The organism is Streptomyces sp. NPDC020362 (genome assembly GCF_040642095.1).
Lineage (GTDB): Bacteria > Actinomycetota > Actinomycetes > Streptomycetales > Streptomycetaceae > Streptomyces.
Window position 1 is genome coordinate 15,417 of record NZ_JBFAET010000045.1, and the last position, 26,112, is coordinate 41,528.

Sequence of the window (26,112 nt, forward strand, 5' to 3'; positions counted from 1 at the left end):
CATGGGGAGGGAAAGGCCGCGGTCCGGCGGTCGGGTCAGGCGGACATCAGGCCCCGGCCCAGCCAGTCCTTCTCGTCCCGGACGCCGGGCAGGGCGAAGAAGTAGCCGCCGCCCGTCGGGGATATGTAGTCGACCAGGGGCTCGTCGATCAGGCGGGTCTGTACGGCCTCGAACTGGCGCTTGACGTCCTGCTGGTAGCAGCAGAAGACCAGGCCCATGTCGAGGTTGCCGACGTTGTCCACGCCCCGGTCGTAGTTGTAGCCCCGGCGCAGGATGCGCGAGGCGTCGGTCTGCGGCTTGCGCGGGTTGGCGAGGCGGATGTGGGCGTCCAGCGGGATCGCGGTGCCGTGCGGGTCCTTGGCGTAGTCGGGGGCGTCGGTCTCCCTGGCGCCGTCGAGCGGGGCGCCGGTGTCCTTGCGGCGGCCGAACATCTTCTCCTGCTCGCTGAGCGAGACCCGGTCCCAGAACTCCACCAGCATCCGGATGATCCTGACGACCTGGTAGCTGCCGCCCGTGGCCCAGGCCGGCTCGCCCTGTCCGTCGCCGACCCAGATGAGCCGGCTGGTCTCCCGGGCCGAGGTGACGTCCGGGTTGGCGATGCCGTCCTTGAACCCGAGCAGGTTGCGCTGGGCTCCGGTGGGGCGCGGGGCGTTCTGGAAGCCGTCGATGCGCCACTTGATCTGCATGGCCCCCCGGGTGTGCCGGGCGATGTCGCGCAGCGCGTGCAGCACCGTGTCCTGGCTGCCCGCGCACAGCTGGAGGGAGAGGTCGCCGTGGCACTCGGCCGGGTTCAGGTTGTCGTTGGGGAAGGTGCGCATCGGGGTGAGCCGGGCGGGCCTGGCCTTGGCGAGGCCGTAGCGGTCGTCGAAGAGGGAGGCGCCGACGCCGACGGTGACGGTCAGGGAGTCCGTGGGGACCTCGGGGCCGAGGATCCCGCTGTCGGAGGGCGGCGCGCCGACGCCGAGGTCGGTGGGAGCGCCGCCGGCGGTGAGGAGGCGGGCCCGCTCGGTGATGGTCCTGAGCAGGTCGGTCAGGCCCTTGGGGTCGTCGGCCATGACGTCGAGGGAGACGAAGGTGGCAGCCGCCGGTGCCGGGGTGACGATCCCGGCCTGGTGGGCGCCGTGGAAGGGGACCTTCGCGCCGCTGTCCGCGCCCGCGTCCTCGGCCTGGGCCGTGCCGCCGCTCTCGCCGAGCGCGAAGCCGCCGCCGGCCAGGACCGCTCCGGCGGCTCCGGCGCCCAGCGCGGTCCGCACGAAAGAGCGGCGGGCCGGGCAGGCGGGGGTGTCGGCAGAGGACATCGGAGGGTTCCCTTCGGGGTGCGGGTGCTCGGGGGTCGCGTGGGCGGCGGTCATCAGGCCGACTTCCTGATCTCCAGGAGGTCGGGCACGGGGGCGAGGTCTTCCAGCAGCTGTCCGGTGGCGCCGTCGATGCGCTGCCGGTCGGCGGCGGCGAGCCGGTCGACCGGGGTCCAGGTGCTGCCGTGGCGGGCCGCGTCGAGCAGCTTCTGCAGCCGGGCGATGTCCGCGTCGACCGTCGGGAGCAGCCTGGGCGCGCGGCTGGTCAGCAGGGGCTTGAGGACGGTGAGCAGCTCCCGGGTGCCGGCGAGGTTGGCGTCGGCGGTGGCGAGGCCCGTGCCGCTGCCCTGGTCGGTGTCGCCGGTGAGCTCGAACTGGAGGGTGTTCTCCAGGATCTCGTGGGCGCGCAGCGGCAGGTCCCCGGGGTCGAAGGCCTGGGCCGGGAAGGCCTTCTGCAGTCCCGCGGCCGCGCCGGCCAGCTGCCGGGCGGGGGCGCGCAGGTCCTTGGCCGGCTCGCCGTTCCACAGGCCGTGCTCCAGGCGCAGGAAGCCGGTGAAGTCCTTGTCCCGGACGCCGCCGGGCAGTCCGTCGGGCCGCCCGTCGATCTTCTGGTCGAAGTCCTCGAAGGTGCCGTAGGCGGCGCCGAGGGAGGCATAGGTGCGGTGGGCGGTCAGCCAGTCGGTGCGGGCCCGGTCGAGGTGGCCGCCCTCGATGTCGTGGTCGAGGGTGCGGGTCTGGCCGACGAGGGTGGCCAGACCCTGGCCGACGTATGTCCTGTACGCCGCCAGTGGGGCTGCGAGGTCCCGTTCGGAGACGGGGACGACCGGCTTGGCCGACCCCCCGCCGCTGACGCTGACCGGCTTCGAGGTGACGGCCTTGCCGCCGGTGGGCACACAGCGCCAGGCGTAGGTGCCGCCGGCCACCGTGGCGACCAGGTCCCGGGTGGTGCCGGGCGCCAGGCCCTCGATCTCGCCGTAGACGGCGTTGCTGGCCGGGTCGATGAGGTAGACCTCGGACGTTTTGCCGCCGGTGTTGTGCATCTGGAAGGTCTGCCGGCCGGGCTTGGGCGCGGTGAAACCCTTGCCGCATTCCGTCTCGGAGACGGCGACGGTCTGGTCGCCCGTGGGCTTGGGGCGGGCGAGGGCGACGAAGAGTCCGGCGAGCAGGGCGGGGACGGCGACCACGGCGACCGGAATCACCCACACGGGCCTGCGGCGCTGCGGGCGGGCCGCCTTCGGCTCGGGTGCGGGCCGGTCCGCGGCGGGCTCGGCGGAGGGGGCGCGGACCCCGCGGACGAAGAGGGTCATTACGACGGCCAGGTAGGCGACGTAGCCGACGACCTGCAGCCAGGTCATGGCCGGGGTCAGGTTGAGGACGCCCTGGACCAGCGTGCTGTACCAGGAACCGGCGTCCACGCTGCCGGACAGGTCGACCGCGAAGGCGGTCTTGCCGGGCAGCACCCCGCCCTCCTGGAGGTCGCGCAGGCCGTAGCCGAGGACACCGGCCGCGATGACGATCAGGACGGCGCCGGTGGCGGTGAAGAACTTCGTCAGGTTGATCTTCAGGACCCGGCGGTACAGGCCCCAGCACAGGGCCGCCGAGAGGACCAGGCCGATGGCCGCGCCGGTCAGCGGGCCGGCCGACTCGCCGGCCGCGCGGGCGGTGGTCCACAGGAACAGGGCGGTCTCCAGGCCCTCGCGGCCCACGGCGAGGAAGGAGGTGAGGATCAGCACGCCGGATCCCATGGCGAGCGCACCGGTCACCTTCTCCTTCAGCTCACCGGAGAGGCTGCGGGCCGAGCGGCGCATCCAGAACACCATCGCGGTGACGAAGGCGACGGCGATCACGCCGAGGATGCCGCCGAAGGCCTCCTGGGCGGTCTGCGAGAGGGAGGCGGCGGTGAAGGTGAGGACCGCGCCGAAGCTCAGGGCCAGGGCGATGGCGGCCAGGACGCCGGTCCACACCTGCGGCAGCCGGGAGCGGGCCCCGGCCCGCACCAGGGTGGCGATGAGTATGGAGACGATGAGTCCGGCTTCGAGTCCCTCCCTCAGCCCGATCAGGAAACTCGGAAACGCGTCGTCCCACATGCCCTGCGGCCCCTCCCACTTAGTGAAGGCATGCCTTACCTTCGCGGACCATCATGACTACAGGCATGTAGTCAGGCAGTCATGAACGGGCAATGGGGAGGCAAATCCCGGGAACGATGCCGGCCTGTCGGTCGTCTACAGTTCGGTAGACCGTCTACAAATGTGTAGTCGGAATTTACCCGGACGGAAAGGGCGTGCGGCGATGGCCACCCCCTCAGACCTGTCGTCGCAGCTCGCGGTCAATGTGCTCGACGCCCACTCGCTGCTGGCCGCCTTCGGTGTGCTCGGCGTCGCCGTGGTCCTCTTCGCCGAGACGGGCCTGCTGATCGGCTTCTTCCTGCCCGGCGACTCCCTGCTGTTCACGGCGGGTCTGCTGTGCACGGGCACCTCCGACCGGGGCGTGCATCTCTCGCTCGGGCCCCTGCTCGCCGCGTCGGCCGCCGGGGCGCTCGCGGGCTCGCAGTGCGGGTATCTGCTCGGCCGCAGGGCGGGCGGCGCCCTGCTCGCCCGCAGCCGGTCGGCCCGGCTGCACGAGGGCGCTCAACGTGCCGAGGAACTGCTGGAGCGGTACGGGCACGCCAAGGCGATCGTGCTGGCCCGCTTCGTGCCGGTGGTGCGGACGGTGCTGAACCCGATGGCGGGCGCCCTCGGCGTCCCGGCCCGGACGTTCACCCTCTGGCAGGTGGCGGGCGGACTCGTGTGGAGCCTCGGCCTCACGCTCGCCGGATACGCCCTGGGCTCCTCGGTCCCGAACATCGACAGGTACCTGCTGCCGGTGATCGCGCTGATCGTCGCCGTGTCCCTCGTCCCGCTCGCCGCCGAGGTGCTGCGCTCCCGCAGGGCCGCCAAGGGGGCCCGCGGATGATCCTCGCGCTCACCGGCTCCTCGGTCGACGGGCCGCTGTACCGGGACGTGGTGGACCTCGCCCACCACTCCCCCGGCCCGCTGGACGGCATCGTGACGGTGTGGTCGGCCTACGGTGCGGCCGTGTTCGCGCTGCTCATGGTCGTGGGCTGGTGGCAGGCCCGGAAGACCGGCCCCGTGGCGGGCATCACGGCCCTGGCCGTGCCGGTGGCCGTGCTCGTGGCCTTCGGCACGGACGCCGGGCTGAAGCTGCTCGTGCGGGAGCAACGGCCGTGCCACAGCCTGCCCTTCTCCACCCTGGAGAGGTGTCCGGGGCCGGGCGACTGGTCGTTCCCCAGCAATCACACCGCCCTCGCGGCGGCGGCCGCCGTCGCCCTCTTCTTCGTATCCCGCCGGCTGGGCGTCGTCGCCTCGGTGTGCGCGGTGGCCATGGCGGCCTCCCGGGTCTGGGTGGGCGTGCACTATCCGCACGACGTCCTCGCCGGTGCCCTCGTCGGAGGCCTGGTCGCCTTCCTCGTGATGACGGCGCTGCGGCGGTGGCCGCGGGGTCTGGCCGGGCGGCTGGCGAGGACCAGGCTGCGACCGCTGCTGGTGTCATGAACCGCAAGACCGTCGCGGAGACCGCGGGCAGTCTCGCGCTCGGCGCCTGGGCGGCGTTCGGCGTGCTGGCGATCGTCGTCTCCGGTCGGCACAGCACGGCACTGTCCCTGGACCACTCCCTGCTGACCTGGTCGATCGCCCATCGCCCCGGGGCGGCCCTGACCGTGGCCCGTGGACTCACCGCCACCGGCACCGGCGCCGTACCGTACGCACTGGCCGTCCTCGCCGGGCTTCTGGCGGGCCGCACCTGGCGCGGGCGGATGGTCGCCGCACTGCTCGCGGTCGGCTGTCTCGCCGGCGGCCAGGCCCTGCGGTACGGCGTCATGGAGCTGGTCGGCCGGGCCCGCCCGCCGCACGGGGACTGGCAGACGCACGCCTCCGGCTGGTCGTTCCCGTCCGGGCACAGCACCACCGCGGCCCTGACCGCCGCTCTGGTGATCCTCGCGCTGTGCCTGCGCGCCCCGCGCGGCCGCCTCCCGCTGTGCCTGGGGGCGGCAGCCTGGGGAGCGGGGGTGGGCCTGACCCGGGTGTTCCTCGGCGTGCACTGGTTCACCGACGTCCTCGGCGGCTGGCTGTTCGCCGTCGGCTGGCTCGGCGTCTGTGTCTGCGCGGCGGCCTGGTGGCTGCCCCCGTCCCTGATCACCGGCGGCGAGCCGGACCCCCCATCCACCACGGACCAGGCCGACGTACCGTTGGAGAAGCATGCGCCCCAAGATCCTGATCGTCGAGGACGACCACGCCCTGCGTGACGTCCTGCGGCGCGGTCTGCACGACGAGGACTTCGACACGGTGTCCGCCGCCGACGGCGCCACCGCCCTCAGGCTCGCCACCTCGGACGTCGCAGCCGCCGTCCTGGACGTCGGCCTGCCGGACGCGGACGGCCGGGACGTGTGCCAGGCGATGCGTGCGAACGGCTTCCTCGGGCCGGTCGTGTTCCTGACCGCCCGGCACGGGCTGACGGACCGACTGTCGGGTTTCTCGGCCGGCGGCGACGACTACCTGCCCAAGCCGTTCCACCTGGCCGAGCTGGCCGCCCGGCTGCGGGCCGCCCTCAGACGGTCGGCTCCCCCGCCGGCGGCCGCCGCCGCGGGCGGGCTCGTGCTGGACGCCGTCCGTCACAGCGTCACCGTGGACGGCACCCGCATCGAGCTGACCCCGACCGAGTTCCGGCTGCTCGCGGCCCTCGCCGCGGCGGGGGGCGATCTGGTGCGCAGGCGCGAACTGGTGCGGGCGGGCTGGCCGGAAGGCGCGCAGGTCAGCGAGAACACGCTGGACCAGTACCTGACCCGGCTGCGGCGCAAACTGCGCGCGGCGGGCAGCGAGCTGACCATCAACACCTCGCGCGGGATAGGCCACCGGCTCGCATGAGACGTCCCGCCGCCCCGGCCTCCGCCGCCCTCACGGGCTTCGCCGCCCGGCTCGCACCGCGCACCCTGCGCGGCCGGCTCTCGCTGGTCGCGCTCACCACGGCCGCGCTGCTGATGCTGATCCTCACGGTCGTCTTCAACACCGTGGCCCGCCACCGGCTCCAGCGGGAGGCCGACGACGAACTGCGCACCCGCGCGGCGGCCGTGGCCACCACCGTCGACACGCGCGGCGGACGGGTCCGCATCCTGGAGACCGTCAACGACCGGCTCCTGGACACCAACGTGTGGATCTACGACGGCACCCGGCTGCTCGAACAGCCGCCGACCGCCACCCGCACGGACGCCCTCACCCGCGCCGCCGACACCCTCGCCGCGGGCCGGCGCGGCTGCGCCACGCTCGCCGGCCCCGCCCCGGTCCGCCTGTGCGCCGAGCCGGTGCCCGGGCCCGGGACGGCGGCCACCGTCGTGACCGCGCTGGACCTGTCGCCGTACCGGAATTCGGCCGAGACGATGCTGCTGGGTTCGTTCGCGCTGGACGCGGTGATGCTCGCCTGTACCTACGGGCTGACGCGCCTGGCGGTCGGCCGGGCGCTGCGGCCGGTGCGCACGATGACGGACCAGGCGACCCAGTGGAGCGCCGTGGCCTCCGACGAGCGCTTCGGCGGCCGGGGCCGGCCCGCCGAACTGGCCGCGCTCGGAAGCTCGCTGGATGCGCTGCTCGACCGGATCCGGGCGGTGCTGCGGCACGAGCGGCAGCTGACCGGCGAGCTGTCCCACGAGCTGCGCACCCCGCTGAGCCGGATCGTCGCCGAACTGGACTGGTGGTGCTCACGCCCCCGCTCCGAGGCCGAGACCCGCGCCACCCACGAGGTCATCGCGGAGGCCGCGCGTTCGATGCGCACCATCTGCGACACGCTGCTGGACGAGGCCCGCGACGGTGTACCCACGGCGCCCGGCACCACCGAGGTCCTGCCCGTCCTGCACCGCGTGGCGGCGTCCCTGGACGCCCCCGGCCCGGTGCGGGTCACCGTCACCGACGGCGGGACGCTGCTGCGGGCGGGTGTGACGAGCGCACTGCTCGAACGGATCGTCAGCCCGCTGCTCGCCAACGCCCTGCGCCACGCCCGTACACAGGTCGCCCTCACCGCCCGCCGGACCGCCGACGGGATGTGCGTGGAGGTCACGGACGACGGGCCGGGCGTACCCGAGTCGTTCACGCACCTCCTCTTCCAGCCCGGCAAGCGCGCCGATCCCGGGGACGGACACGGCGGAGCGGGCCTCGGGCTGCCGCTCGCACGGCGCCTGGCCCGCTCCGCCGGGGGCGAGGTGGCCCACGATGCCCGCCACGCCCCCGGGGCCCGGTTCGTGGTCACGCTGCCCGCCGGGTGACCCGTCGTCAGACGGCCTGCGGTACGGCCTGCTCCTCGGTGACGTCCTTGCGGGTGACCGACAGGAAGACGACCAGGCCGAGGATGACGGAGAGGAACAGCACGCTGGTCACCACGGTGCCCAGGCCCAGGCCGCCGTCACCGGTGGGCTGGGACAGGTAGTCGCCGACGGAGGCGCCGAGCGGGCGCGTGAGGACGTAGGCGATCCAGAAGCTCCACACCGCGTTCAGGCCGAGCGCGAAGCGGGCGACGGCGATCGCGGCGATGGCCGCCGCGAACAGCACGGCCGACAGCCAGTAGCCGAGGTCCATCTTCTCGGCGAGCAGGTCACCGGCCGAGGTACCGAGGGCGAAGGTGAACAGGACGGCCAGCCAGTAGAACGCCTCGCGCCGGCCGGTGTCGACGTGGTGGATCGACAGGGTGCGCTCGGTGCGGTACCAGGCGGCGAATACGACGACCAGGGCGACCGCGAAGACGGTGGTGGTCGTCTCCAGCGCGACCCCCATGTTGTCGGTGAGGTTGTCGCTGACCAGGGTGCCGACGACGCTGATCAGGGCGACGGCGAGCCAGTACACGGCCGGGCGGTAGGCCCTGGTGCGGAACTGCACCACGAGCACGACCGCGAGCAGGGCGCTCATCAGCAGCGACACACCGGTCAGGCCGAGGCCTGCCTTCTCGTTCAGCAGGTCTGCGGCGGTCTCGCCGACGGTCGTGCACAGCACCTTGATCACCCAAAAGTACACGGTGACTTCGGGCACCTTGTTCCAGCGCGGCCGGGGGCAGGGGGCAGTGGTACCGGTGGCGGCCACCGCGGTCCGAGAGGTCTCTGATGTCATGGGACCCGACGGTGCCTGCGGGTACCTGAGCGCACGGGTGAGCGGTCGGGGTGCGGCGTGCGGTCCGTCCGGGTGCGGGCGTGCGGTCCGTCAGGGTGCGGCGTGCGGTCCGTCCGGGCGGCCGCTTCGCTGCTCCACCGTCTCGCGGCTGAGTTCCTCCGCCTCCGCCTCGGCCAGCCGCTCGAAGCCGTCCTCGGTGATGACCGAGACGACGGGGAAGATACGGCGGCTCAGGTCGGGGCCGCCGGTCGCCGAATCGTCGTCGGCCGCGTCGTACAGCGCCTGGAGCGCGGCCAGGGCGGCCTCCCGGCTGGTCAGACCCGGCCGGTACAGCTTCTTGAGAGCGCCGCGGGCGTACGGGGAGCCGGAGCCCTCGACGTGGAACTCCCGTTTCTCGTACAGGCCGCCGGCCGCATCGAAGGCGAAGATGCGCCCGCGCCCACCCTCGGCCGCCGCGGGGTCGTACCCCGCGAGCAGCGGAACCACCGCGAGGCCCTGCATGGCCTGGGCGAGGTTCTGCCGGATCATGGCCGCGAGGCGGGTCGCCTTGGCGGCGAGGGTCATCGGTATGCCCTCGATCTTCTCGAAGTGCGTCAGCTCGACCTGGTAGAGGCGCACCATGTCGAGCGCGAGGCCGACCGTTCCGGCGAAGGCGACGGCCGTCAGGTCGTCGGCGGGATGCACCTTCTCCAGGTCGCGCTGCGCGATGAGGTTGCCCATCGTGGCCCGGCGGTCGCCTGCGATCAGCACGCCGTCGCGGAAGGTGAGGGCGAGCACCGTGGTGCCGTGCGGGAAACGGCCGGGCGCGGCGCGGACGCCGTCCGGCAACGGGGGCGCGGTGGGCAGGAGCCGGGGGCGGTGCGCGGCCAGGAACTCGGTGAACGACGAGGTCCCCGGAGTGAAGAACTCCGCCGCCGGCCGCCCCGCCTTGTCATGCTCCGCCATGCGCTCCCCCTCGTGTGTCGTCCTTCGACACCCGTCTCCTACCTGGAGGGGACGTCCGGGAAACGCCGCGCTGAGCTTCCGGGGAACCCGGGACCGGGCGTCCGGCACATCCGCCCGGCTCACAGTGCCTTGCGCCGCACCAGCATCGCCAGCACCAGCAGGCCCGGCAGCAGTGGCAGCCACACGGTCAGCAGCCGGTAGCCGAGCACGGCGGAGGCGGCCGTCGCGGCGGGGGCGCCGGCCGCGGTGAGCGCGAGGGCGAGGGCGGCGTCCAGGGAGCCGAGGCCGCCCGGGGTGGGCAGCAGGGCGGCCGCGCTGCTGGCGGCGAGGTAGAGCAGGGTCACCTGCAGCGGGGACAGCGGCAGTGCGACGGCCCGGCCGACGGCGATGACCACCAGGGCGTGCAGGGCGGCGAAGCCCAGCGAGCCGCCCCACAGGGCCGCCGCGCGGGCCGGGCGGGTGTGCACGGCTCGGATGTCGCCCTGCACGGCCGCCAACGCCCTGCGGCAGCGCGGCCGCAGCGGACCGGCCAGGAGTACGGCGAGCAGGACGGCGAGCAGGACGGCGGCGCCGAGGCCGCCTGCGAGCACCGCCGGGGAGATGTGCGGGACCCTCAGCAGGCCCGGGCACAGCGGTGCGAGCACCGCGAGCAGGATGAGCCGGACCCCGGCGCCGGCGGTGGCCTTGACCGCGAGTGCGCCGGCCGAGCGGCTCGCCGACAGCCCGCAGCGCATCAGGAACCGCAGGTTCACCGCGCCCGCGCCGAGCCCGGCGGGCAGCAGGTGGTTGGCCGCGGAGGCGGCGAACTGCGCAGCCACCAGCCGTGGTCCGGGCAGCCGCCGGGCGACCGCACCCTGCTGGGCGAACGCCGAGGCCGCCCAGGTGGCGACGGCGGCCGCCGCGCCGACCAGCAGCCACTCCTGGTCGGCGCCGGCCAGCCGCACCGCGCCGGTCTCCAGCGTCGGCCAGTGCCGCCGGGCCAGGTACGCCGCACAGAGCAGGACCGCCAGGCAGATCAGGGTGTGCCCGTAGGCCCGGCGGCGGCCGGCGGCGGTGGCGAGGCCCGCCGGGGACGCCATGGGCGCGTCGGCGGACGGGGGCGGGACGTCCTGGGCGGCCTCCGGTACGGCGTGCTGGGTCATCGACCGTCTCTCCTGGGTCTGCCATGGCGCCCGGTCATGAACCGGCCCTCGGTACGGCGTTGAGGCGCACGTCGTCGAGGGGAACGGACGGCCGGTGCCGGGCATGCCCGGGCGGCCGGAGGCGTGCGGCACCGGGGCGGTCGCCGAGGTGCTGCGAGCGGTGCGGGCGATGGCGTGCGCCGTGCTGTTGGCGTTGTGCCCGCTGGTGTCCGCCGAGGAACGGCCTGCGCAGAACGCCACCGGGATGGCCCCGCGCACGGGTGCCGGTGCACGCCCCGCGAGGGCACTCACACGGAGCCGCGTCGGCCATGGCGCGCGTGCTGCCTGCCATCGTCACCCTCCCACCCCTACAGCCTGTAGGGTCCTGCGGAGACCCTACAGCTTGTAGGTGGAGACGGACGCCGAGGTGAACAGGGCCGGATCGAAGCGGATCGCGGCCTTCCGCCCGGCCGGTACGCCATCCGGCCCAGGCCCCTACGCGCTGTAAGGTTGGGGCATGGCTGGCACAGGGTCCCGCGGCAGAGCGGAGCGGCGCAGCGCCGGGGCGCTGGAGAGCGAGGTGCTGGCCACCCTGTGGGCCACCGAACGGCCGCTCACGCCGGCGGAGATCCAGGCCGAGATCGTTGGCGGGCTCGCCTACAACACCGTCCACACCATCCTCAAGCGCCTGTTCGACAAGGGGCTGGTGCTGCGGGACGCCGACGGGCGCCGGGGCGCGTACCGGCCGGCGAAGAACGCGGCCGAGCTGACCGCCGAGGCGATGCACGAGGCCCTGGACCGGGGCCCGGACCCGATCGCGGCGCTGCAGCAGTTCGTGACCGGACTGAGCCCCGAGGAGGAACGGGCGCTGCGCGAACTGCTCGCCGGAGGCGCCACGTGAAGTTCGACGTGTACACCCCGCTGGTCCTGTCGCTGCTGCTGTCCGTCGTCGCCCCGGTGATCGCGGGCCGGGTGGCCCCGGCGCTCGCCGCGCGCGTGCTGACGTCGGCGGCCGTGGTGACCGCGGCGGCCACGACCTGGTCGCTGATGCTGCTGGTGGCCGCGCTGCTCGGGGACGCGCCTCCGGTGGTCCGGGAGGCCCGCGAGGACGGGCGGCGGCTGGTGGATCCGGTACCGGAGCTGGTCGGTGTCGCCGCGGGTGTGGCGCTGGCCGTCGTCGTGTGGCGGGTGCACCGGACGGTGCGTGCCGAGTGGTGCACGCGGCGGGCGCTGCGACGGCTGTGCGCGGGGCAGCCCTCGGACACGGAGCTGATCGTCGCCGCCTCCGAGGTGCCGCAGGCCTTCGCCATTCCGGGCCGGCCTGGCCGGATCCTGGTCACCTCCGCGATGCTGAGCGCGCTGGAGCCGGGCGAGCGGCGGGTGCTGCTCGCCCACGAGCGCGCGCACCTTGCACACCGGCACGGGCCGCTGGTGACGGCGGCCACGCTCGCCGCGGCGGCCAACCCGCTGCTCGCGCCGGTCCGTTCGGCCGTGGTCTTCCTTGTCGAGCGGTGGGCCGACGAGCAGGCGGCGGCCGCCGTCGGGGACCGCCGGGCCACCGCCCGCGCCCTGGCCCGTGCCGCGCTCAGCGTCGGCCGGGCCCGCACCGCATGCGCCCTGCACTTCACCGACCGGGCCGTCACCCGCCGGATCGCCGCGCTGCAGGCGAGTCCGCCGCCGCAGCTGTGGTCCGCGGCGGCGGCCGTGCTCGCCCTGGGCGCCCTTGCGGCGCTGCTCGCCGCGGACGCGACGGGCGACCTGCTGGGCCTTCTCTCCGGGGTGCTGTCCTGATGCTCAGCCGGCGTTCGGGGCCCGGTGCTCGGGCTGCTGGGGAGCCGGCCGGGGACTGACCGGCGGCACGGAGCGGACGGCGGGCTCGTCGGTACTCACCGTCAGCGGCTCCCCGTGGTGGTGCAGCGTGAGCGGCTCCCCGTCCAGCAGCGTGTACGACGCCTTGTCCGCGGCGATCTCCACCCGCAGGCGGCGGCCGCGGAACTGCAGGTGGAAGGCGAGGCGGCGGAGCCGTTCCGGGAGGCGGGGCGCGAAGCTCGGCCCGGCCGTGTCCCCGGTGGTACGGCGCATCCCGCCGAAGCCCGCCACCAGAGCCATCCAGGTGCCGGCCAGCGAGGCGATGTGCAGCCCGTCCCGGGTGTTGTGCTCCAGGTCCTGAAGATCCATCAGGGCCGCTTCGGCCGTGTAGGCGTGGGCGAGCCGCAGATGGCCCGCCCGGGCCGCGACGACGGCCTGGCAGCAGGCGGACAGGGAGGAGTCGCGTACGGTCAGCGGCTCGTAGTACGCGAAGTTGCGGGCGACCTGCTCGTCGTCGAAGTGGGCGCCACAGGTGTACATGGCCAGCACCAGGTCGGCCTGCTTGACGACCTGTTTGCGATAGAGGTCGAAGTACGGGAAGTGCAGCAGCAGCGGGTACTGGTCGGGGCGGGTGCCCGCGAAGTCCCAGCGCTGGTAGCGGGTGAATCCGGCGTGCTGCTCGTGGACGCCGAGTTCGTCGTTGTAGGGGAGGTGCATGGCCTCGGCTGCGTCCCGCCAGGCGGCACTCTCCTCCTCGTCCACGCCGAGGCGCTCCGCCTCCCGCGGGTGCCGCTCGACGGCGTCGGCGGCGGCCAGCAGGTTCTGCCGGGCCATGAGGTTGGTGTAGGTGTTGTCGTCGGCGACGGCACTGTACTCGTCAGGGCCGGTGACGCCGTCGATGTGGAAGACGCCGTGGTGGTCGTGGTGGCCGAGCGACCGCCACAGACGGGCCGTCTCCACGAGCAGTTCCACGCCGGTCTCGCGTTCGAAGCGCGTGTCGCCGGTGGCCTCGACGTAGCGGACGACCGCGTCGGCGATGTCGGCGTTCACGTGGAAGGCCGCGGTGCCGGCGGGCCAGTACGCCGACCCTTCCGAGCCCTGGATGGTCCGCCAGGGGAACGCGGCACCGCCGAGCCCGAGCTGCGCGGCGCGCTCGCGGGCCGGGTCCAGGGTGTTGTGCCGCCAGCGCAGCGCCTCGGCGACGGCCGCGGGGGCGGTGTGGGTGAGCACGGGCAGCACGAACATCTCGGTGTCCCAGAAGGCGTGCCCGTCGTAGCCGGAGCCGGTCAGCCCCTTGGCCGGTATCGCCCGCTGTTCGGCGCGAGCCCCGGCCTGCAGCACGTGGAAGAGGGCGAACCGTACGGCCTGCTGGATCTCCTCGTCGCCGTCCACCTCGACGTCGGCGCGGGCCCAGAAGTCGTCCAGGCAGGTCCGCTGGTCCTCGAGCAGCCCCTGCCAGCCGTCGTGCGCGGCGGCGGCGAGGGCCGCGTCGACCTGGTCGGCCATCGCCGGCAGCGAGCGGGTGCCGGACCAGCCGTGTGCGACCAGCTTCTCCACCCGCAGCGTCTGCCCCGGCTCCAGCACGGAGGTGACGGTCAGCCGGGCCACGTCGGCACCGCTCTCGCTGCGGGTCGAGGTGCGCCCGGGACCGGTGACCACGTGGTCGGCGGCCACGGCGACCCTCAGGCCACTGCGCCGGGTGCGGTGCACCAGCCGCAGCCGGTTGCCGGAGGCGAAGTCGTCCTCCAGCTCCAGCGGCGACTGGAGCGCCATCGCGGCGCGCGGGTCGCCGCTCGCCCCGGGCAGCTGCTCGTTGGCGACCAGCTCCGACTGGATCACGACCCGGCTGCGGCAGCCGACGGCCTCCACCTCGTACGCCACGGCGGCCACCGCCCGCTGGGTCAGCGAGACCAGCCTGGTCGAGCGCACCCGGACCGTGGAGCCGGCCGGGGACGTCCACTCGCAGGTCCGCTCCAGCAGCCCTCGGCGCAGGTCCAGCACGCGCTCGTGGCTGACGAGGCGGCCGTAGCGCAGGTCGAACGGCTCGTCGTCCACCAGCAGGCGCAGGATCTTGCCGTTGGTGACGTTGATGACCGTCTGCCCGGACTCCGGATAGCCGTAGCCCGCCTCCGCGTAGGGCAGCGGATGCACTTCGTGCACTCCGTTGAGGTAACTGCCGGGCAGACCGTGGGGCTCGCCCTCGTCCAGGTTGCCGCGCCAGCCGACGTGCCCGTTGGACAGCGCGAACACCGACTCGCTCTGGGCGAGGACGTCGAGGTTCAGCTCCGTCTCGCGCACGGCCCACGGCTCGACCGTGTACGACCCGTGGGTGATCACCGCTTGCCTCCCAGCTCCGCGAGGTCCTTGACGACGACGCTCGCGCCGTGCGCGTACAGCGCCTCGCTCTGGCCGACGCGGTCGACGCCGACGATGTGTCCGAAGCCGCCCGCGCGGCCCGCGTCCATGCCGGCCAGCGCGTCCTCGAAGACGGCCGCCCGCGCCGCCTCGACGCCCAGGTCTCGGGCGGCGGCCAGGAAGGTGTCGGGGTGCGGCTTGCCCGGCAGGTTCCGCTCGGCGGCCACCACGCCGTCGATCCGCACGTCGAAGAAGTGCTCGGCACCGACCGCGCGCAGCACGTCCCGGCAGTTGGCGCTGGAGGAGACGATCGCGGTGCGCAGGCCGTGCGCGCGGACGGCCTCCAGATAGCGCAGCGTGCCCTCGTAGGCCTCCACGCCGCCGGTGCGGATCTTCTCCAGGAGCAGGTCGTTCTTGCGGTTGCCGACGCCGTGCACGGTACGGGCGTCGGGCGGGTCGCCGGGGGTGCCCTCGGGCAGATGGATGCCGCGCGAGCCGAAGAAGGCGCGCACACCGTCGGCGCGGGGGCGCCCGTCGACGTACTCGTCGTACTCGGCGACCGCGTCGAAGGGCCGTCCCTGCGCGCCGTCGTAGTCGCGCAGGAACGCGTCGAACGTCTCCTTCCAGGCGGCCGCGTGCACGACGGCCGTCTTGGTGACGACCCCGTCGAGGTCGAAGAGACAGGCCAGGATGGTGTCGGGCAGACCGAGTTCAGTCATACCCAGCACTGTTCCCCCGCCGGGCGGCTTCCAGTGGGTGGCGCACGCCACACCGGGCCGCAACCGCGAGTGACACACTCTGCTGTGTGCCGCTGACCTTCGACGACCTCCTCACCCGTGCCCGTGCTCTCGCCCGGGGCGGACGGCGCACGATCCTCGGGATCGCGGGCAGCCCCGGCGCGGGCAAGTCCACGCTCGCCGAGCACCTGGTGCGTGCCCTGAACGCCGACGGCCCGCCCCGGGTGGCGCACGTTCCCATGGACGGATTCCATCTGGCCGACGCCGAGCTGGAGCGGCTGGGCCGGCGGGACCGCAAGGGCGCGCCGGACACCTTCGACGCGGCGGGGTACGCGGCGCTGCTGCACAGGCTGCGCGAAGAGACGGACGAGGTGGTGTACGCGCCCGGGTTCGAGCGGGTGCTGGAGCAGCCCCTCGCGGGCGTGATTCCGGTGGAGCCGGCCGCCCGGCTGGTGGTGACCGAGGGCAACTACCTTCTCCTGGCGCAGGGTTCGTGGGCGCGGGTGCGGCCGCTGCTGGACGAGGTCTGGTTCTGCGCGATCGACGAGGAGGAGCGGATCCGGCGGCTCGTCGCCCGGCACGAGGAGTTCGGCAAGGATCACGAGGCGGCCGTGGCCTGGGTGCTGGGGACGGACCAGCGCAACGCCGACCTGATCGCGGCGACGCGGGAGCGGGCGGATCTGGTGGTCCCGGCCGGCGCACTGCCCGCACCGTGCCGGGCACCGGAACTGCGGCCGGCGGCAGGGCAGGCCTGACCCGGGCCCGATGGCCGAGCAGAGCCGACCACGCCCGACCGACCGCGTCTGACCAGGGCCGTCGGTCGACTACGGCTGACCAGGCCCGCCGACCGACCACAACCGACCAGGCCCGCCGACCGACCACAGCTGACCAGGGCCGTCGGCCGGCTACGGCTTACTGGGCCCACCCGACGGCCGGACAGGCCCGACCCGGGCCCGGCGGGCCAGCAGGACCGGTCCGGGTCCGGCGGGTTGGCGCGGCTGACCGGGCCCTTCGGGCTGGCGCGGCCGGCCGGGCGCGGCTGGCCGGGCAGGACCGGCCCGGCCGCCTGGTGCTGCGCGGCCGGTGCTCAGGCGTACAGCATCAGTGCGGGCTCCCCGCCGGCGTCGCCCGCCGGATCGCCGAGTACGGCGGTGAACGCATCGGTACGCACCATCAGGTCGTTTCCGTCGCTGTCGAAGACCGGCGCGAAGGGACCGCCCGGCCCGTACCGCACGGCGAACACGTGCAGCCCCTCGGGTGCGCCCGGCGCCGGGTCGGCCTCCAGCGCGGTGGAGCCGACCAGGTGGCACCAGCCCTCGTCGGGGTTGCCGTAGCCGCGCGGATCGGCGGCGAGTGCGAACGCCGCCTGTTCCTGGGTGATTTCGGCGCGTGCGTCGAAGTGGTCGGGGCCCTGGTCCGCGGGATGCGTGAGGCGCAGCCCGCCCGCGGAGGCGACCTCGCCCTCGGCGACGCGGCGCACCCGGTCGCCGTCGTCGGCCGCGTACGGCAGCCCGGACAGCAGGTAGGGCGCCCCGCCGAGCCGCTCGACGGCGACCGTCATCCACAGCCTGGTGCCGTCGGTGACGTACAACGACCGTACGTGCCGCAGCACATGGTCGCGGCCGACGACCGGCTTGGTGACCAGCTTGGCCACGAGCCCGTGGGCGCGGACGTCCCGGACGCGCACCTCGCCCATGGGGCGGCACAGCAGGAAGCCGTCCGTGACCGGACCGAAACCCTGCTGGCGGCGCACGGCCGCGGGCAGGTAGTAGGTGCCCGCCGCCTCGGCGAGCGAGGGGGTCATCCGGCTGTCGAAAGCCACGGAGACCGAGCCGGAGCGCAGTTGGTGGCGCACGGTGGCGGTGGCCGGGGCGCGGTGCCAGCGGGTGGTGTCCTGGATCTGCCAGACCAGCATGAAGGCGAAGTGCCCGTCGATCCGGCCGTCCCGCTGGACCGCGTGCCGCCCCGTGGGGGTACCTCCCCCAGCCTTCAGGCGGTGGGGGAGGGTGTCGCCCCGGTAGCGGCCCAGGTCGGCGCCGATGCGCCGGCCGAAGTACCGCAGACCCAGCACGGATTCGAACCCGGAGCGCTGTTCGCTGTACCGGGGGCCGCCGATGTCGAAGCCGCCGCCGGTCAGGCGGGCGTCGAGGTAGCGGGCGAGCGTGTCGCCGTCCTCGGCGAACATCTCCTCGCCGCTGATCCGATGGGCCTGGGCGAGGAAGGACAGGGAGATCGGGCCGTAGTTGTTGTCGTACGCCCCTCCGTGCTCGGGCGGCAGCAGGGCACCTCGGTCGCGGACCCGGTGGGCGCGGATCTCCTCGGTGTACAGGACGAGCGCCCGGGAGCGGACCGACTCGCCCTCCGCGCCGGGCAGATGACGGGCCAGCATCAGACCGCCGACCACGCAGCCGATGGCCTGGTTGCCCGCCTCCTGCGGGTTGAAGAAGGTCGCCTCGGTCAGCCAGCGCCAGTGGCCGTGCGCCACTTCCGTGAGCGCGGTGCGCTGGTCGTCGGTGAGGAGGCCGTCGGCCGCGTCGAGGAGGTCGACCGCCTGGAGCAGCGCCCACACCGTGCTGGGCCAGTCGCCGATGGGGTGCGCGCCCGCCTCCAGCACGTAACGGGCGTACGGCAGACCCGAGTCGGTGATGCGCAGGTTCGGGTAGCCGGGGTTGTCCTCGGTGTGGACGCGCTCGCGCAGATGGAAGGCGAGGCTGCGGCGCACCGCCTCGGGCAGCCGCGGGTCCTTGCCGCGCTGCCAGGCGAGGGCGAGCAGTGAGGTGATGCCGAGGGAGGTGTCGCCGATGTCGTCGTGGGCGTCGGGGTGTTCGAGGTTGCCCTCGGGTGTGATGCGGCCAGGGCCTGCTCGGTGACCTCGGCGAGAACGGCGTCGTGGGCCTGCGCGGTGTCCGGCAGGTCGTGGAGCGGGTGGCGCTGGTGGGGCAGATGCATGCGTGATCAGCCCTTCATTCCGGTGGTCGCCAAACCTTCCACCAGCCTCTTCCGGAATACGAGGAAGCGGATGAGCGGCGGGAGGAGGGCTCGTGTCGGCATGGCGAACATCGCGCCGCAGGAGGAGCCGCCGGCACAGCAGGACGGCCACGCCGAGCGCGAGCGCCGGCGGCAGCGGTACGGGGACGTGGACGTACGGGCGGGGTGGCGTGCACCGAGTCCCTCAAGAGCCGGACGCGGGCAGCACGCTGCCGGTGCTCGACGTTCCCAGGATGCGCGGCCGGTTCGGACGGGTCGAGGTGAACCCGGACGGGCTGCGGGCCGTACCCGTCTACACGGCAGATGGTCTGTCGGTACGACTCGTGAAGCGGTGACGCCCCAGGTGACGGGAGCGGTGCGACAGTGGGGCCATGATCGGGCCCCACGACCGTGCCCGTCGCCGTGCGGCCGGTGCCACCGCGGGGCGGATGATGGCGAGCGAACAGCACACGGTGCCCACGGACCGGGCCGACCGGATCGACCAGGCGGACGGGGCGGTCCTGGCACCCGAGGCCCCCGTTGCGGGTCCCGAACGGCCCCGGCCCGGCCGGCCGCTCGCACGGCTGTGTGCGGGAGTCCGCCGCCGACGACGCCGGCTGGTGCCGCTCCTCGTGGCGCTGCTGCTGGCCCAGATGGCCGTCGCGATGGTCACCACGGCCGTCCAGCAGACCCCCACCATCGACGAACCCGTGTACGTGACGACGGCCACCGACTATCTGCACGAGCACCGGGTGCGCTACAACCCCGAGCACCCTCCGCTCGGAAAGCTGCTCATCGCAGCCGGTGTGGCGGTGGCCGGCCCGCACTACGACCCCTCGTACACAGGCACCCAGGGCGAGGTGGGCCGGCATCTGCTGTACGAGTCGGGCAACGACCCCTGGCGGCTGATGCTGTGGGCAAGGCTCCCGGTGATCGTGCTGACCCTGTTGTTCGGGCTGGTCGTGTTCGCGTTCGCGCGTGACGTGGCAGGCGGTGCGGGCGGTCCGGTGGCGCTCGCGCTCTACGCCTTCTCCCCGGACGTGATCGCGCACGGCTCGCTGGCCACCCTGGACGTGCCGGAGGCCGGGTTCGTGCTGACGTCGGCCTGGCTGGTGTGGCGGGCCCGGCACCGGCCGCTGCCGTACCTGCCGCTCGCCGGGGCGGCGCTCGGGGCGGCCGTGGCGACCAAGATGAGCGCACTGCCGGCCGTCCCTGTGGTGATGCTGCTCGCCATGGTGTCGGTGTGGGGCGCCCGGGTCGGAGCCGACCGGCGGCGGAGGGTCCTCCTCGGACTCGCGTGGGCGGCGGTGGTGGCGCTGGTGGCCGTCGCCGTCGTCTGGGCCGCGTATCTGTCGGTCGACCCGCGGCTGCGGTTCGCGCCCGCCGAGCCGGTGCCGACCGTGCACGGACTGCGCGGGCGCCTGACGGATCTACTGCCGCTGCCGCGCGCGTACGGGGCCGGGATGCGGGTGCAGTTCGGGCTGGAGGACTATCCCTGGCAGGGCTTCTTGTTCGGGCACCTGTACACGGGCTCGCTCTGGTACTACCTGCCGGCCGCGCTGATGGTGAAGACGCCGCTCGGGCTGCTCGGGCTGGGCACGGCAGGTGCCGTCGCGGCCGTGGCGGTGCGCCGGCTGAGGCCCGCGGCGCCGTACCTGCTGCTGCCGCCCGTGGTGCTGCTGGCGGCGGCGATGACGGGCTCGCGGGACTTCGGGACGCGGTACGCGCTGTTCGTGCCGATGTTCCTCGCGGTTGCGGGAGCCGGTGTGCTCGCGCTGCGGTGGCGGCGGGCGGGGCTGCTGACGGGGCTGCTGGTGCTGTGGGTGGCGGTGAGTTCGCTGCGGGCGTTCCCCTACTACCTGCCGTACGCCAACGAGGCGTTCGGCGGGCCGGCCAACACCCACCGGCTGCTGCACGACTCCAACGTGGACTGGGGGCAGGACCTGGGCCGGCTGGCCGACCGCCTGCGGCAGCGGTACCCGGGCGACCGCGTGTGGCTGGTCTACAAGGGCAGCGGTGTTCCTTCGTACTACGGCATCGATGCCTCCGATCCGCGCACGGTGCCGCAGGACCGGGTGCACGGGCTGCTCGTCGTGTCGGACTCCGCCGCCGCCAAGGCACGGGGCGAGCTGGCCGAATTGATCGACACGAGCCGTCCCGTCGATCAAGTGGGCCATTCGATCACTCTGTACCGGCGATGAGCCTGCAGGCCCGTCACAGCCCCTGGTCACCACGGTCGGTGAGCTATGTTGAGTGGTCGTGGGAGACAAAGGAGACGGACCGGTGCCCTCGCCGCAGCAGGCACGCGCCCAGGCATCAGCGATCACCTCGGGCAAAAGCGTGCCCGCGGCCGAGGCGGCACCGACCTCCCAGCTCAGGGAACTCTTCGACGGGCCGCGGCTGTCCCCGGGGCAGCGGCGGGTCGCCCAGTACCTGATCGAGCACATCACCGAGGCGGCGTTCCTGTCGATCACCGAGCTGGCGGACCGGGTCGGGGTCAGCCAGCCCTCCGTCACCCGCTTCGCCGCCGCGGTCGGCTTCAGTGGCTACCCCGCGCTGCGCGAGAAGCTCCAGGCGATCGCGCTGAGCACCCTGGCCGGCGGTCCGGGCGAGGAGAACCGCGCCAACGAGCTCCAGGCGGCCGTCGACGCCGAGATCCAGAACCTGGAGAACCTGCGCCGCGACTTCGCCGATCCCGACCGGGTCATCCGCATCGGCCAGGCACTGTCCCGCTCCACCCCGCTGACCGTGCTGGGGCTGCGCATCTCGGTGTCGCTGGCCGAGTACTTCGGCTATGCCGCCCGCCGTATCCATCCCGACGTGCGGCTGGTGACGCGGGGCGGCAGCGTGGCCTACGACGCGCTGCTGCAGTCGCGCGAGGCCGGCGGCACCTGGGTGCTGGCGTTCGCCATGCCCCGGCACGCGCAGGAGACGCTCACCGCGTTCCGGGTGGCGCGCGGCGCCGGCCTGAAGGTCGCGCTGATCACCGACCTGGCGCTCGGCCCGCTGGCCGACGAGGCCGACGTCACCTTCGCCACCGGCACCGGCTCCCGTCTGGTCTTCGACTCCTACGCGGCCCCCGGTGTGCTGGCCGCGGCGCTGCTCCAGGCCATGACCGACGCCGATCCGGAGCGTACGCAGGCCCGCCTGGAGAAGTACGAGCAGGTGGCCGACCAGCACCAGTTCTTCCTCCGGGACTGATCTTCCGTTCCTTCTCCGGGGAGTGATCCTTTCGCCGTTGCGGATCCTCCCCGCAGTTCTTCCTGCCCTGCACCCCGCCCATGGGGATCATTCGCCAGCAGGGGAGCATTCACCGCATTTCGCGCATGAATGTTTTCATACGTCTTGCAAACAGGACGGCATATATAAATACTGCTCACGGATCGCACCCGACCCACTCCGGGCACGTTCCGCACCTGCGGGTTGACCGCCCGCAGACCGCCCCGAGAAAGCCGACGGACCGCCATGCGCACGCAAGCCCGCACGCCGCACCGGTCTCCGACGCCCGGGGCTCCCGCACGAACACCCCCAGCCGCCGTTTCCTACCCAACGCGGCGCCCGGGGTGTTCGGTGGCGCACCGCCCAGGCGATGCGCCCGTGGCGGCCCCGGTCATCCCCTAGACCGGGGCCGCCCCAACCGTCGGACCACCGTCACGACGCCCGCACACCGGAAGCGATGAACATGACCCTGACCACCACGCGCATCAGCCCCGACTGGCCCTGTCAGGTCAAGACGCCGGGCAGCTACGACTGGGAACGCTCGGCTGCCAAGTGGCTGCGCGACCTGATCCCGGCGCGCTACGCCAGCTACCCCGCGCTGATACGGCATCCCGTACTGCTGGCCCGGCATGCGCAGATCCAGGTCCAGCAGGAGATCCGGGTGGCGCGGACGGCACTGCAGACGGCGCGGGCCGAGTTGCCCGTCCTCGGCCTGCCCGAGTCGGTCATCGAGCACACGATCAAGCTGTACGCGGCCGAGGTCCTGCAGCTCCAGCACATCGCGCGCAGTGTCCGCGCGGTCAGCGACGCCCTGGCCGGACGCGGCGCCGGCCGCTGACCCGCCGGACCACCGTGCCGGTCGCCCGTGCCCGCCGCTCGTGTGCGGCGATCCGGACGTGGCAGACGGGTGATCGAGCGGGCCGGGATGTGCCATGCTCGTCGCGTGACGAGCGAGCCCGCGCGTCCCGTGGACCCCTGCACCGGCGCCGATCCGGCGGCGCTGGCCCAGGTCGTGGCCCGGCAGCGCGCCGAGATGGAGCGGCTGCGGGACATGGCCGCGGTCTCGGCCGTCCTGGAGCGCGCCAAGGGCGCGCTGATGGCGAGGACCGGCTGCTCCCCCGACGCCGCCCACGACGAGCTGGCGCAGCGCGCGAAGGCAGGCAACCGCACGCTCCTTGAGGAGTGCTGGCTCACGCTGGGCGCCCTCGTCCCGCCCCAGCAGGAGGCCCCCGCGACAGCGGAGGCCGGTGCCACAGCGCCCTCGGCCGCCACCTGGGAGGCCCCGCCCGCCGGCACCGACGACGTCGCGGAACTCCTCGGCCGCATCGGCCGCGACCTGGTACGGGTCGGCTCGGCGCAGGAACTGGCCGGATGTCTGCTGGAGCACCTGGCGCCCGAGGTGGGTGCGGGCGCCGTGCTGCTGTACGAGCGGCTGCGCGGGGGCCGGCTCGAACTGATCGGGCACGCCGGCGTCGGCAGCGCCTTCGCCCTGCGCTGGCATCAGATGCCACCCCTGAGCGGCGTCGCCCCGCTCGGTGCCCTGACGCTGGGCGAGCCGCGCTGGCTGGAGGATCTCGCCGCGGACCGGCAGCGCTACCTCCTGATCGGTGACCCGCCCGAGCGGTGGCCGTCGCGGGCCTGGCTGCCCGTGCCCGGCGGGGACGATGCCGGCTTCGCCCTCGGGGTGCTGCGCCGCCGGGACGGCGCGTTCGCCCCGCGTGAGCGGGAACTGCTGCGGGCCGTGGCCCGGTTGTGCGCGGGCCGGCTCCGCGCCTTCGACGCCCCGCCGGAACACCCCGAGGACAGCGTCACCCAGATCGTGCAGAGCGTGTTCGACGCCCTGCCGGGAGCGGCGATCCTGCTAACCCCGCTGCGGGCCGCCTCCGGCGAAGTGGCGGACTACCGCATCGATGCCGCCGCCCCCGACGCGGTCGACGTGTTCGGCCGGACCGGACGCGACATGGTGGGCACGCACATCCTGGAGAGCTATCCGTCCGTCGCGGGCGAGCCGCTGTGGCACGGCTACCTGGATGCGCTCATCACCGGGGTGCCGTTCGAGAGCGAGCCGTTCGCCTACCAGGACGTCGCCGACGGGGTGCCCGTGACCGCCACCTACTCGGTGCGGGCGGCGCCCCTGGGGGACGGACTGCTGGTGACCTGGCTGCGGCACGACACCGTGGACCGCCAGGAGCGGCGGCTGGCCGACGTGCAGCGACTCGGCAACCTCGGCTGGGCCAACTGGAACCTGGTCACCCGGGAGATCGCCTGGTCCCCGCAGACCTACACCGTGCTCGGGCTGGATCCCGCACGCGGACCGGTCCGCCTGGAGCGGCTCCCCGATCTGGTCCTGCCCGAGGACGCGGGCTCCCTGACCGACTCGATCGCCGGACTCGTCCGGCACGCGCGGCCGTTCGACGTCCCGTTCCGCATCGGGACGCCCGAAAGCGTACGGCACCTCAGGATCGTCGCCGAGGCCGTGACCGAACCGGACGGCACCCCCGTCGAGGTGCACGGCTTCCTGCAGGACCTCACCGCGCAGCGCAGCGCCGAACTCGCGCTGGTGGAGAGCGAGCGCGCGATGCTCCTGCAGCGCGGGATCCTGCAGGCCGAACGTGCCCTGGCCGCCCGGCTGCAGCACGCGCTGCTGCCGCTGCCCAGCACTCCGGTACGGCTGGCGGGACTGCGCGTCGAAGTCGCCTATCTGCCCTCCCAGTCGGGCATCCACGTCGGCGGCGACTGGTTCAGCGCCGTCGAACTGCCCGACGACGCCGCGCTGTTCGTGGTGGGCGACGTGGCGGGCCACGGCATCGGCGCGGTGGCGACGATGGCCCAGCTCCGGTTCACCACCAAGGGCATGGTCAGTACGGGCTCCTCGCTGACCGGAGCCCTCACCCGGCTGAACCGGCTGCTGTTGCACTCCCGGGACGGCCGGACCACCGCCACCATGGTCCTCGCCCGCTACGACCCGAGGACCCGTGGCCTTGGGTGGGCCCAGGCCGGCCACCCGCCACCGCTGCTCGTACGCCGCGGCGAGGTGCGCTACCTCGACCGCCCCCGCGGCATGCTGCTCGGGGCCGGCGCGCACCCGGTCTTCGAGTCGGCCGAGATCCGCCTGGAACCCGGGGACCGGCTGGTGCTGTACACCGACGGCCTGGTGGAGCGTCCCGGCGAGGCCATCGACGCGGGCTTCGCCCGCCTGGCCGACGCGGCCCGCGCGGACGCCCGCGGCGGGGCCGGTTCCCTGGATGCACTGCTCGCCACGCTGCCGGCGGACGAGCGGCGGGACGACGTGTGCGTGCTGGACATCCGGATGCCGCTGGAGGAGGAGTAGCCGGACCTCGCCGGCCGCCGTCAGTCGTCGTCGCGATGGCGCCAGTACCAGCAGACGCCGACGATCAGGGCGAGCAGGAAGACGGCGGGCACGAGCAGGCCCGGGATGCGGGAGCCGGTCATCGGCGTGGCCTTCGGTCGTGGTGCGAGGTGCGCCCGGCGGCGGACCGCGGGGGGAGTGCCCATGGTGAGGCCCGGCGGTCGGTCGTACCTCCGGTTTTCCCGAGGACTTGCCCGGTGTTCGAACCCGGGTGATCAGCCGCCGTCGGCGAGGCTCGTCCGGGACTCCAGCGCGCGGCGGGTGTCGTTGCCGTAGACGCCGGTCTCGTCGCCGCTGATGCCGTACCAGAGCTGGAAGCGGGCCACGGCCGCGGTGAGGACCGCGTCGTAGGTGCCGTTGGTGGAGCCGTCGCGGTAGACGTCGGGGACGCGCAGCAGGCGCTGCTGGAGGTCGACGACCGCGGGGCCGGTGTCGCCCTGTCGGAGGGTGCCGGCTCCGTCGGGGTCGGCCGAGGGGCCGGTGCCGGGGGTGGTGGCGGGGGCCGCCGGGGCGGTGACGGGCGGTGCTGTGGTGGCGGGCCGGGAGGGCCCCGCGGTCGCACCGGCCTCCTGGCGGCCGGGGAGCAGGAGGGCACAGCCGAAGCCGACGAGTGCGGCCGCGCCCACGGCCACGGCGACGGCGGCCTTGCGGAGACCGTCACCCGAGCCGGGGTTCGCGGGGGCGGGCCGACCGGTGGCGGGCGGGGTGCCCGCGAAGGGCGGCAGTTCCTGGGTCTCCTCCTCGTCGGCGTGGGGTGCCCATGGCGTGCCGGTGTCCGGCGAAGAGGGCACTGAAGAGGACGACGGAGGGGACGACGGAGGAAGCGACGGGAAGGACGACGGAGAAGGCGCCGACGAGGGCGACGGGAAGGACTCGTACGCCTCCGGTTCCGGGCGCATCTCCCGCATCAGCTCCGCGAGGGCGTCGAAGCGGCGCAGCCGCACGACCCGGACGGGTTCGAGGACCGGTCCGGAGTGGGGCTCTTCGGGATCGGGCGGTGTCGGCACCCTGCTCTCCTTCCGTCCCATGGGCACGGGAGTGCGCGGTCCCCGTACCGAGATACGGCGCCCGTGCCGGAGCGGTTCAGCCCCGCCGCAACTGCTTCGGCCTCACCTTGCGGTCCCGGCAGGGCGACCCGGCCGGCGACGCACG

General features: G+C 73.9%; 22 protein-coding genes and 1 pseudogene. 13 read left to right on the forward strand and 10 right to left on the reverse strand.

The features are described 5' to 3' along the window. Positions 1-35 precede the first annotated feature (35 nt). On the reverse strand, positions 36-1,298 hold the full coding sequence (efeB, locus tag AB0H32_RS18735) for an iron uptake transporter deferrochelatase/peroxidase subunit (protein ID WP_361121305.1): 1,263 nt from the start codon (positions 1,296-1,298) through the stop codon (positions 36-38). Between the two features lie 53 nt (positions 1,299-1,351). Continuing rightward, positions 1,352-3,382 (reverse strand): iron uptake transporter permease EfeU, encoded by a 2,031-nt coding sequence (gene efeU / locus AB0H32_RS18740; RefSeq protein ID WP_361121307.1) that lies wholly within the window; start codon positions 3,380-3,382, stop codon positions 1,352-1,354. A 202-nt stretch (positions 3,383-3,584) separates the two neighbouring features. Between efeU and AB0H32_RS18745 the strand changes: the two genes are divergently transcribed. Genes AB0H32_RS18745 through AB0H32_RS18765 form a run of 5 tightly spaced genes read left to right on the forward strand, consistent with a single transcriptional unit; the run spans position 3,585 to position 7,602 of the window. After that, entirely contained in the window at positions 3,585-4,247 is a 663-nt protein-coding gene (locus AB0H32_RS18745; RefSeq protein ID WP_361121310.1) for a DedA family protein, read from the forward strand. Continuing rightward, complete coding sequence (locus AB0H32_RS18750; RefSeq protein WP_361121313.1) at positions 4,244-4,846, forward strand: phosphatase PAP2 family protein; 603 nt, start codon at positions 4,244-4,246, stop codon at positions 4,844-4,846. Before AB0H32_RS18745 ends, AB0H32_RS18750 begins: the two co-directional genes overlap by 4 nt. Continuing rightward, complete coding sequence (locus AB0H32_RS18755; RefSeq protein WP_361121316.1) at positions 4,843-5,595, forward strand: phosphatase PAP2 family protein; 753 nt, start codon at positions 4,843-4,845, stop codon at positions 5,593-5,595. The genes AB0H32_RS18750 and AB0H32_RS18755 overlap by 4 nt, the downstream gene beginning before the upstream one ends. Then, complete coding sequence (locus AB0H32_RS18760) at positions 5,549-6,214, forward strand: response regulator transcription factor (protein ID WP_361121319.1); 666 nt, start codon at positions 5,549-5,551, stop codon at positions 6,212-6,214. Before AB0H32_RS18755 ends, AB0H32_RS18760 begins: the two co-directional genes overlap by 47 nt. Continuing rightward, complete coding sequence (locus AB0H32_RS18765; RefSeq protein WP_361121322.1) at positions 6,211-7,602, forward strand: HAMP domain-containing sensor histidine kinase; 1,392 nt, start codon at positions 6,211-6,213, stop codon at positions 7,600-7,602. Before AB0H32_RS18760 ends, AB0H32_RS18765 begins: the two co-directional genes overlap by 4 nt. A 7-nt stretch (positions 7,603-7,609) precedes the next feature. Here AB0H32_RS18765 and AB0H32_RS18770 read toward each other — a convergent pair whose 3' ends face one another. The 3 genes from AB0H32_RS18770 to AB0H32_RS18780 all read right to left on the reverse strand — a co-directional run bounded on the left by AB0H32_RS18770 (position 7,610) and on the right by AB0H32_RS18780 (position 10,461). Beyond that, a complete protein-coding gene (locus AB0H32_RS18770) occupies positions 7,610-8,437 on the reverse strand; it encodes a hypothetical protein (RefSeq protein WP_361121325.1) in 828 nt (275 codons plus the stop codon). Positions 8,438-8,527: 90 nt separating this feature from the next. Continuing rightward, entirely contained in the window at positions 8,528-9,382 is an 855-nt protein-coding gene (gene prcB, locus AB0H32_RS18775) for a proteasome subunit beta (RefSeq protein WP_361121328.1), read from the reverse strand. Positions 9,383-9,501: 119 nt separating this feature from the next. Then, positions 9,502-10,461 (reverse strand): lysylphosphatidylglycerol synthase domain-containing protein, encoded by a 960-nt coding sequence (locus AB0H32_RS18780; protein WP_361121413.1) that lies wholly within the window; start codon positions 10,459-10,461, stop codon positions 9,502-9,504. 559 nt (positions 10,462-11,020) lie between these two features. Between AB0H32_RS18780 and AB0H32_RS18785 the strand changes: the two genes are divergently transcribed. Next, positions 11,021-11,404: a BlaI/MecI/CopY family transcriptional regulator gene (locus AB0H32_RS18785; protein WP_361121331.1), complete on the forward strand. Its 384-nt coding sequence runs from the start codon at positions 11,021-11,023 to the stop codon at positions 11,402-11,404. Beyond that, positions 11,401-12,294 (forward strand): M48 family metalloprotease, encoded by an 894-nt coding sequence (locus tag AB0H32_RS18790; RefSeq protein ID WP_361121334.1) that lies wholly within the window; start codon positions 11,401-11,403, stop codon positions 12,292-12,294. Before AB0H32_RS18785 ends, AB0H32_RS18790 begins: the two co-directional genes overlap by 4 nt. 3 nt (positions 12,295-12,297) lie before the next feature. Here the strand turns inward: AB0H32_RS18790 and AB0H32_RS18795 are convergent, their stop codons facing one another. Both AB0H32_RS18795 and AB0H32_RS18800 read right to left on the reverse strand, forming a co-directional pair. Further along, positions 12,298-14,649, reverse strand: coding sequence for a glycosyl hydrolase family 65 protein (locus tag AB0H32_RS18795; RefSeq protein ID WP_361121337.1), 2,352 nt, complete (start codon positions 14,647-14,649; stop codon positions 12,298-12,300). Beyond that, positions 14,646-15,386, reverse strand: coding sequence for a beta-phosphoglucomutase family hydrolase (locus tag AB0H32_RS18800; RefSeq protein ID WP_361121341.1), 741 nt, complete (start codon positions 15,384-15,386; stop codon positions 14,646-14,648). The genes AB0H32_RS18795 and AB0H32_RS18800 overlap by 4 nt, the downstream gene beginning before the upstream one ends. Before the next feature lie 86 nt (positions 15,387-15,472). On the opposite strand from AB0H32_RS18800, the gene AB0H32_RS18805 reads away from it, so the two are divergent. Next, on the forward strand, positions 15,473-16,159 hold the full coding sequence (locus AB0H32_RS18805; RefSeq protein WP_361121344.1) for a nucleoside/nucleotide kinase family protein: 687 nt from the start codon (positions 15,473-15,475) through the stop codon (positions 16,157-16,159). A 332-nt stretch (positions 16,160-16,491) separates the two neighbouring features. On the opposite strand, the pseudogene AB0H32_RS18810 reads toward AB0H32_RS18805, so the two are convergent. Beyond that, positions 16,492-18,353: pseudogene (locus AB0H32_RS18810) on the reverse strand (hypothetical protein). Positions 18,354-18,562: 209 nt separating this feature from the next. On the opposite strand from AB0H32_RS18810, the gene AB0H32_RS18815 reads away from it, so the two are divergent. From AB0H32_RS18815 to AB0H32_RS18835, 5 genes are all read left to right on the forward strand, one after another. Continuing rightward, positions 18,563-18,727, forward strand: a complete 165-nt coding sequence (locus tag AB0H32_RS18815; protein WP_361121347.1) for a hypothetical protein — start codon at positions 18,563-18,565, stop codon at positions 18,725-18,727. 36 nt (positions 18,728-18,763) lie between these two features. Beyond that, positions 18,764-20,572, forward strand: a complete 1,809-nt coding sequence (locus AB0H32_RS18820) for a phospholipid carrier-dependent glycosyltransferase (protein ID WP_361121350.1) — start codon at positions 18,764-18,766, stop codon at positions 20,570-20,572. Positions 20,573-20,654: 82 nt separating this feature from the next. Then, positions 20,655-21,572 carry a MurR/RpiR family transcriptional regulator gene (locus AB0H32_RS18825; RefSeq protein WP_361121353.1) on the forward strand — a complete coding sequence of 306 codons (918 nt, stop codon included), beginning with the start codon at positions 20,655-20,657 and terminating at the stop codon, positions 21,570-21,572. 475 nt (positions 21,573-22,047) lie between these two features. After that, entirely contained in the window at positions 22,048-22,428 is a 381-nt protein-coding gene (locus AB0H32_RS18830) for a hypothetical protein (RefSeq protein WP_361121356.1), read from the forward strand. An 87-nt stretch (positions 22,429-22,515) separates the two neighbouring features. Then, positions 22,516-24,921 carry a SpoIIE family protein phosphatase gene (locus AB0H32_RS18835; RefSeq protein ID WP_361121359.1) on the forward strand — a complete coding sequence of 802 codons (2,406 nt, stop codon included), beginning with the start codon at positions 22,516-22,518 and terminating at the stop codon, positions 24,919-24,921. 20 nt (positions 24,922-24,941) lie between these two features. On the opposite strand, the gene AB0H32_RS18840 is transcribed toward AB0H32_RS18835, so the two are convergent. Together AB0H32_RS18840 and AB0H32_RS18845 are read right to left on the reverse strand one after the other, a co-directional pair. Next, the gene (locus AB0H32_RS18840; protein ID WP_361121362.1) at positions 24,942-25,106 is read right to left on the reverse strand and encodes a hypothetical protein; all 165 of its coding nucleotides are present in this window, start codon (positions 25,104-25,106) and stop codon (positions 24,942-24,944) included. A 69-nt stretch (positions 25,107-25,175) separates the two neighbouring features. Continuing rightward, complete coding sequence (locus AB0H32_RS18845; RefSeq protein WP_361121365.1) at positions 25,176-25,967, reverse strand: peptidoglycan-binding domain-containing protein; 792 nt, start codon at positions 25,965-25,967, stop codon at positions 25,176-25,178. Between the last annotated feature and the right edge of the window lie 145 nt (positions 25,968-26,112).

Excerpts from the sequence above, each read along its gene's own strand:
- prcB (WP_361121328.1), bottom strand. The coding sequence starts at position 9,382 with ATGGCGGAGCATGACAAGGCGGGGCGGCCGGCGGCGGAGTTCTTCACT.
- AB0H32_RS18745 (WP_361121310.1), top strand. The coding sequence starts at position 3,585 with ATGGCCACCCCCTCAGACCTGTCGTCGCAGCTCGCGGTCAATGTGCTC.
- AB0H32_RS18780 (WP_361121413.1), bottom strand. The coding sequence starts at position 10,461 with ATGGCGTCCCCGGCGGGCCTCGCCACCGCCGCCGGCCGCCGCCGGGCC.
- efeB (WP_361121305.1), bottom strand. The coding sequence starts at position 1,298 with ATGTCCTCTGCCGACACCCCCGCCTGCCCGGCCCGCCGCTCTTTCGTG.
- AB0H32_RS18760 (WP_361121319.1), top strand. The coding sequence starts at position 5,549 with ATGCGCCCCAAGATCCTGATCGTCGAGGACGACCACGCCCTGCGTGAC.
- AB0H32_RS18755 (WP_361121316.1), top strand. The coding sequence starts at position 4,843 with ATGAACCGCAAGACCGTCGCGGAGACCGCGGGCAGTCTCGCGCTCGGC.
- AB0H32_RS18840 (WP_361121362.1), bottom strand. The coding sequence starts at position 25,106 with ATGGGCACTCCCCCCGCGGTCCGCCGCCGGGCGCACCTCGCACCACGA.
- efeU (WP_361121307.1), bottom strand. The coding sequence starts at position 3,382 with ATGTGGGACGACGCGTTTCCGAGTTTCCTGATCGGGCTGAGGGAGGGA.
- AB0H32_RS18785 (WP_361121331.1), top strand. The coding sequence starts at position 11,021 with ATGGCTGGCACAGGGTCCCGCGGCAGAGCGGAGCGGCGCAGCGCCGGG.
- AB0H32_RS18770 (WP_361121325.1), bottom strand. The coding sequence starts at position 8,437 with ATGACATCAGAGACCTCTCGGACCGCGGTGGCCGCCACCGGTACCACT.
- AB0H32_RS18830 (WP_361121356.1), top strand. The coding sequence starts at position 22,048 with ATGAACATGACCCTGACCACCACGCGCATCAGCCCCGACTGGCCCTGT.
- AB0H32_RS18835 (WP_361121359.1), top strand. The coding sequence starts at position 22,516 with ATGTGCCATGCTCGTCGCGTGACGAGCGAGCCCGCGCGTCCCGTGGAC.
- AB0H32_RS18750 (WP_361121313.1), top strand. The coding sequence starts at position 4,244 with ATGATCCTCGCGCTCACCGGCTCCTCGGTCGACGGGCCGCTGTACCGG.
- AB0H32_RS18820 (WP_361121350.1), top strand. The coding sequence starts at position 18,764 with ATGATCGGGCCCCACGACCGTGCCCGTCGCCGTGCGGCCGGTGCCACC.
- AB0H32_RS18800 (WP_361121341.1), bottom strand. The coding sequence starts at position 15,386 with ATGACTGAACTCGGTCTGCCCGACACCATCCTGGCCTGTCTCTTCGAC.
- AB0H32_RS18765 (WP_361121322.1), top strand. The coding sequence starts at position 6,211 with ATGAGACGTCCCGCCGCCCCGGCCTCCGCCGCCCTCACGGGCTTCGCC.